This is a genomic window from Streptomyces sp. NPDC107581 (assembly GCF_055657175.1).
In genome coordinates this window covers 105445-111796 of the sequence record NZ_JBVKBH010000023.1, presented here as the reverse complement: position 1 = coordinate 111796, position 6352 = coordinate 105445, and the positions used below count along the sequence as shown (strand labels likewise).

The window sequence follows — 6352 nt, the reverse complement described above, 5'->3', positions numbered from 1 at the left end:
CCGTCATCGCCTTCCTGCGCGAGTACGAGGACGACCTGGTCCTGTGCGTGCACAACTTCTCCCGCTTCGCACAGCCCACGGAACTCGATCTGCGGCGGTTCACCGGGCGGCACCCGGTCGAGCTGTTCGGCGGGGTGCGGTTCCCCGCGATCGGCGAGCTGCCGTACCTGCTGACCCTGGCGGGGCACGGCTTCTACTGGTTCCGGCTGCGCCGGGACGTGGCCTAGAGCCCCGGCGGTGGGGCGGTTTTGGCCGTCCCACCCCGGGCACGCATCAGTAACACCCCGACGATCCGGGGAAAGGACGTGACGCCCATGGCGGATACGGTCACCCCTTCCGACAGCACGCGTACGACCGGTCACCTCCTCACTTCGCTCGAACCCCTGTTGCGCGACTGGCTGCCGAGGCAGCGCTGGTTCGCGGGCAAGGGACGTCCGGTCACCGGGTTCACCCCGGTGGCGGCCACCGAACTGCTGCCCTGCGAGGGCCGGCTGGGCCTGTACCACCTGCTCCTGCTCGTCCACCAGCCACCCGTCCTGGGCGCGCCGGCGCATCCCGGGGACTGCTACCAGCTGCTGATAGGAGTGCGCGAGGTGCTGCCGCCCCGGCTGGCGCCCGCGCTGATCGGACATGTGACCCAGGGGCCGCTCGCCGGACGCACGGTGTACGAGGCCCTGTACGACCCCCGGCCCGCCGAAGTGCTCCTGGAGGCCCTGCGCACCCGGGCACGCATCGGCGGGCTCCGTTTCGAACGGGACCAGGACCAGGAGATCCGGGACGGACTGGTGGCCCGGCTGATGACGGCCGAGCAGTCCAACTCCTCGGTGGTCTACGGCGATACGTTCATCCTGAAGCTGTTGCGCCGCATCGTGCCCGGCGTCAACCCCGATCTGGAGATACCGCTCGCCCTGGCCCGCGAGGGCTGCGCCCGGGTGCCCGCCCCGACGGCCTGGCTCGGCGCCGAGCTGGACGGGCAGTCGTACACCCTGGCCGTGCTCCAGCCGTTCGTGAGCGGTGCGAGTGACGGCTGGGAGCTGGCGCTGCGCGAGCTGGCCAAGGGGGAGGACTTCGTCGCCGAGGCCCGGGCGCTGGGCCGGGCCACCGCCGAGGTGCACACCGTCCTCGCCCAGGCCCTGCCCACGGTGACGCTGGGCCAGGCCCAGTTGCGGCTGCTGGTGGACGGCATGACCGAGCGGCTGGAGGCGGCCGTGCAGGCGGTGCCCGCGCTGCGGCCGTACGAGAGCGGGCTGCGTTCCGCCTTCACCGCGCTGGGGGGCCTGGCGGCCGAGGGCCGTACCTGGACCGCCCAGCGCATCCACGGCGATCTGCACCTCGGGCAGTGCCTGCGCTCGCCGTCCGGCGCATGGTCGCTGATCGACTTCGAGGGCGAGCCGGCTCGGCCGCTGGCCGAGCGGCGGATGCCGCAGCCCGCGGTGCGGGACATCGCCGGGATGCTGCGCTCCTTCGACTACGCCGCCCGTTCGGCGAGCCCGCCCGCGCCGGAGTGGGCACACGGCTGCCGGGCCGCCTACTGCTCCGGGTACGCCGAGGTCTCCGGCCGCGACCCGCGTACCGATCCTGTGCTGCTGCGCGCCTATGAGACCGACAAGGCGGTCTACGAGGTGGTCTACGAGGCCCGCCACCGCCCCGACTGGCTGCCGGTACCGCTGACTGCGGTGCACCGCCTCTCCCTGCCCGACCAGGAGGCTCGTTCGTGACCCCCAAGGCCAAGAAGGAATCCGCGGCCAAGAAGGACACCCCGGTCAAGAAGAAGTCCGCCGCCGAGAAGGTGCCGGCACAGGAGGTTCCCCGGAAGGCGAAGGTGCCCGAGAAGGTGCCGGCACAGGAGGTTCCCCGGAAGGCGAAGGTGCCCGAGAAGGTGCCGCGGCAGGGGGTCGCCGCCTCCCCCGCGGTGCCCGCCGCGGACCGTGCGCGTCTGCGCGAGGGCACCCATCACGATCCGCACTCCGTGCTCGGCGCCCACCCGGTCCCCGGCGGGGTCGCCTTCCGGGTGCTGCGCCCGCACGCGCAGGCGGTCGGCGTGGTCCTGGGCGATCTGCGGGCTCAGCTGCACGACGACGGCGAGGGCTTCTTCTCCGGCCTGCTCCCGCTCTCCGAGGTCCCCGCCTACCGGCTGCTGGTGACCTACGACGGCACCGTCCACGAGTGCGAGGACGCCTACCGCTTCCTGCCCACGCTCGGCGAACTGGACCTGCACCTGATCGGTGAGGGCCGGCACGAGCAGCTGTGGCGGGTGCTCGGTGCGCATGTCCTGACCCACCAGGGTGTGGCCGGCACCCGCTTCGCGGTGTGGGCGCCGAACGCGCGGGGCGTGCGGGTCGCGGGGAGCTTCACCTTCTGGGACGCGACCGGACACCCGATGCGCTCGCTCGGCTCCTCGGGGGTGTGGGAGCTGTTCGTGCCGGGCATCGGCGAGGGCGAGCTGTACAAGTTCGAGATCACCCGCCCGGACGGCTCGCGCACCCTGCGTGCCGATCCGCTGGCCCGCCGCACGGAGGTCCCGCCCGCCACCTCCTCGATCGTGCACGCCTCGCGGCACGAGTGGGGCGACGCCGAGTGGCTGGCGCACCGCGGCGACACTCCCGTGCACGAGGCGCCGTGTTCCGTCTACGAGGTCCACCTGGCGTCCTGGCGGCCGGGCCTGACGTACCGCCAACTGGCCGATCAACTCCCCGCGTACGTAAGGGAGATGGGCTTCACCCATGTGGAGCTGATGCCGGTCGCCGAGCACCCCTTCGGCGGCTCCTGGGGCTACCAGGTCACCGGCTTCTACGCCCCGACGGCGCGCCTCGGCACCCCGGACGACTTCAAGTACCTGGTGGACCGGCTGCACCGGGCCGGCATCGGCGTGCTGATGGACTGGGTCCCCGCGCACTTCCCGCGCGACGACTGGGCGCTGGCCGAGTTCGACGGGCGCCCGCTGTACGAGCACCACGATCCGCTGCGGGCCGCCCATCCCGACTGGGGCACCCTGGAGTTCGACTTCGGCCGCCGTGAGGTGCGCAACTTCCTGGTGGCCAACGCCGTGTACTGGTGCGAGGAGTTCCACATCGACGGACTGCGCGTGGACGCCGTCGCATCCATGCTCTACCTCGACTACTCGCGCGAGCCGGGCCAGTGGTCGCCGAACGAGCACGGCGGCCGGGAGAACCTGGACGCGGTGGCCTTCCTGCAGGAGATGAACGCCACCGTCTACCGGCGCTGCCCGGGAGTGGTGACCATCGCCGAGGAGTCCACCGCCTGGGACGGCGTCACGCGCCCCACCCACCACAGGGGGCCCAGCGGCTTCGGCGGTCTCGGCTTCGGCCTGAAGTGGAACATGGGCTGGATGCACGACTCGCTGGAGTACATCCGGCACGAGCCGGTCCACCGCAGGTACCACCACCACGAGATGACCTTCTCGATGGTGTACGCGTACAGCGAGAACTACGTCCTGCCCATCTCCCACGACGAGGTCGTGCACGGCAAACGGGCCCTGGTCTCGAAGATGCCGGGCGACTGGTGGCAGCAGCGGGCCGACCTGCGCGCCTATCTCGGCTTCATGTGGGCCCACCCCGGCAAGCAACTGCTCTTCATGGGGCAGGAGTTCGCCCAGGGCGCCGAGTGGTCCGAGGCGCACGGCCCGGACTGGTGGCTGCTCGACCCGTCCTACGGCGCCGAGGCCGACCACCGCGGCGTCCGGGACCTGGTCCGCGACCTGAACGCCGGCTACCGCAGCACTCCGGCCCTGTGGCAGCGCGACACCGACCCGGCGGGCTTCCAGTGGATCACGGGCGACGCGGCGGACGACAACGTCTTCGCGTTCCTGCGCCAGGACGCCGGCGGCAATCCGCTGCTGGCCGTCTCCCACCTGTCCCCGGTGGTCCGCCACGACTACCGCATCGGCGTCCCCGCGGACGTCCCGGCCTGGCTGGAGGTGCTGAACACCGACGCGGCCCGCTACGGCGGCAGCGACGTCGTCCACCCCGACCCGGTCAAGCCGGAGCCGCAGGGGGCCCATGGCCGCCCCGCGAGCATCCGGCTGACGCTGCCGCCGCTGGCTACGGTGTGGCTGCGGCCTGCTTGAGCGCGTCGGGCAGGGGGCCGGTGTACAGCACGCCCAGCCGCTGCGTGGCCCGGGTCAGGGCCACGTACAGGTCGCTCGTGCCGTACCGGCCCGGCTCCACCACCAGCACCGAGTCGAACTCCAGGCCCTTGGACTGGCGGGGGTCGAGGAGGACGACGGTGCGGGTCAGGTCGGGCTCGTCGCCGGCCGTGACCCCGTCGAGCCGGGCCGCCAGCCGGCGGTGCAGGTCGCGCGGGGCGATGACCGCGAGCCGGCCCTCGGCGGGGGTGAGTTCGGCGACGGCCTCGGCGACCGCGCCGGGCAGGTCGTCGGCCGCCTGCCGCACCCAGGGCCGCACCCCCGTCGAGCGCACCGAACTCGGCGGTTCGAAGTCCGGGTGCTCGGCGCGGACCACGGCCGCGGCCAGGTCCATGATCTCGGACGGGGTGCGGTAGTTGACGCCGAGCCGGTTGTGCTCCCAGCGGTCCTCGACGTACGGGGCGAGGATGTCCGCCCAGGAGCCGACGCCGGCCGCCTCGGCGGTCTGTGCCGGGTCGCCGACCAGGGTCATCGAGCGGGTCGGGCTGCGCCGCATCAGCAGCCGCCAGGCCATCGGCGACAGCTCCTGCGCCTCGTCCACGATGATGTGGCCGAACGCCCAGCTCCGGTCGGCCGCGGCCCGCTCGGCGGCGCTGCGGTGGTCGGCCTCCTCGTGCCGCTCGGCGAACCGTTCGGCGTCGATGATGTCGTGGGCGGACAGCACCTCGGAGCCGTCCGGGTCACCGTCCTCCTTGTCCTCGAACTCGTAGGTGCGGGAGGCGTACGACACGTCCAGCACGCCCTGCGCGTAGGCGACCTGGGTCTCCCGTTCGCGCTCGGCGCGGGCCCGCGCCAGCCGGTCGTCCTCGCCGAGGAGTTCGGCCGCCTCGTCCAGCAGGGGCACGTCCGCGACGGTCCAGGCCCGGGTCACCGGGCGGCGGACCGCGTCGGCGTCCGCCTCGGGAAGGTAGCCGTCCGGTTCGGCGAGGAAGTCGGCGACCAGCCGCCGCGGGGTGATCCGGGGCCACAACTGGTCGATGGCGGACCACACTTCGGGGTTCTCGGCGAGTTCGTCGCGGATCTGGGTGAGGTCGGAGGCGTCCAGCAGGCTGCTGCCGTCGTACGGGTCGGTGCCCACCCGCTCGGCATACAGGTCGGTGAGCGTGTTGAGGATGTGGCCCTCGAAGTACTCGCGAGCCGCGTTGTGCGGCAGCTTGGCGGCCCGGGTGCGCTCGCGCGCGACGCCGGCCAGACCGTCGTCGAGCATCAGCACCTCGCGGTCGTGCTTGATCGCGACGACCGGGTCGGGCAGGGCCTGCCGGTCGCGTACGACGGCGGCGAGCACCTCGGCCATGCCGGCGCGGCCCTTCACGGCGGCCGCCTCGGGGGTGTCGACGGCGGTGGCCCGCACGCCGGGGAACAGTTCCCCGACCGTGGCCAGCAGCACCCCGGTCTCGCCCAGGGAGGGCAGCACCTCGCCGATGTAGCCGAGGAAGGCCGGGTTGGGTCCGACGATGAGCACGGCACGCCGGGCCAGCAGCTCCCGGTACTCGTAGAGGAGGTAGGCGGCCCGGTGCAGCGCCACCGCGGTCTTGCCGGTGCCGGGGCCGCCCTCGACGACCAGCACCCCGCGGTGCGGCGCCCGGATGATGCGGTCCTGGTCGGCCTGGATGGTCTGCACGATGTCGCTCATGCGGCCGGTGCGCGCCGAATTCAGCGAGGCCAGCAGGACGGCGTCACCGTTGTGGTCCTCGTGGCCGGTGCGGGTGGCGTCGCCGAGGTCGAGGATCTCGTCGTGCAGGGAGGTGACGGCGCGGCCCTGGGTGGCGATGTGCCGGCGGCGGCGCAGGCCCATCGGGGTGTGCCCGGTGGCCAGGTAGAAGGGGCGGGCGACGTCGGCCCGCCAGTCGATGAGGACCGGGGTGCGCTGGGCGTCGTCCCGGCGCAGCCCGATCCGGCCGATGTGGTGGACGGCGCCGTCGGCGAGGTCGATCCGGCCGAAGCAGAGCGAGCCGTCCACGGCGTTCAGCGCGGCGAGCAGCCCCGAGCGCTCGCCGACCAGGATGTCCCGCTCCAGTCGTGCCTGCATGGGCTTGTCACTCTGGGCGAGCGCGTCCCCGACCGAGGTCTCGGCCTCGCCGCGCAGCACGTCCACGCGCGCGTACAGTCCGTCGATGAATTCCTGCTCGTGGCGCAATTCATCGTCCGGAAATTCGGTGTTTGACAATTCCGCTCCCGCCCGGATAT

The 6352-nt window shown here is 72.7% G+C and carries 4 protein-coding genes; 3 read left to right on the top strand and 1 reads right to left on the bottom strand.

Annotated elements, in window-relative coordinates; genetic code table 11:
• The 3 genes from ACZ7P3_RS39135 to glgB all read left to right on the top strand — a co-directional run.
• On the top strand, window positions 1-227 hold a 227-nt coding region (locus tag ACZ7P3_RS39135), incomplete at its 5' end, for an alpha-glucosidase C-terminal domain-containing protein (RefSeq protein WP_472089172.1).
• Between the two features lie 87 nt (window positions 228-314).
• On the top strand, window positions 315-1718 hold the full coding sequence (locus tag ACZ7P3_RS39130; RefSeq protein ID WP_472089170.1) for a maltokinase N-terminal cap-like domain-containing protein: 1404 nt from the start codon (window positions 315-317) through the stop codon (window positions 1716-1718).
• Window positions 1715-4087, top strand: a complete 2373-nt coding sequence (gene glgB / locus ACZ7P3_RS39125; RefSeq protein WP_472089168.1) for a 1,4-alpha-glucan branching enzyme — start codon at window positions 1715-1717, stop codon at window positions 4085-4087. Before ACZ7P3_RS39130 ends, glgB begins: the two co-directional genes overlap by 4 nt.
• Here the strand turns inward: glgB and ACZ7P3_RS39120 are convergent.
• Window positions 4062-6302 carry a HelD family protein gene (locus ACZ7P3_RS39120; RefSeq protein WP_472089180.1) on the bottom strand — a complete coding sequence of 747 codons (2241 nt, stop codon included), beginning with the start codon at window positions 6300-6302 and terminating at the stop codon, window positions 4062-4064. The genes glgB and ACZ7P3_RS39120 overlap by 26 nt on opposite strands.
• Between the last annotated feature and the right edge of the window lie 50 nt (window positions 6303-6352).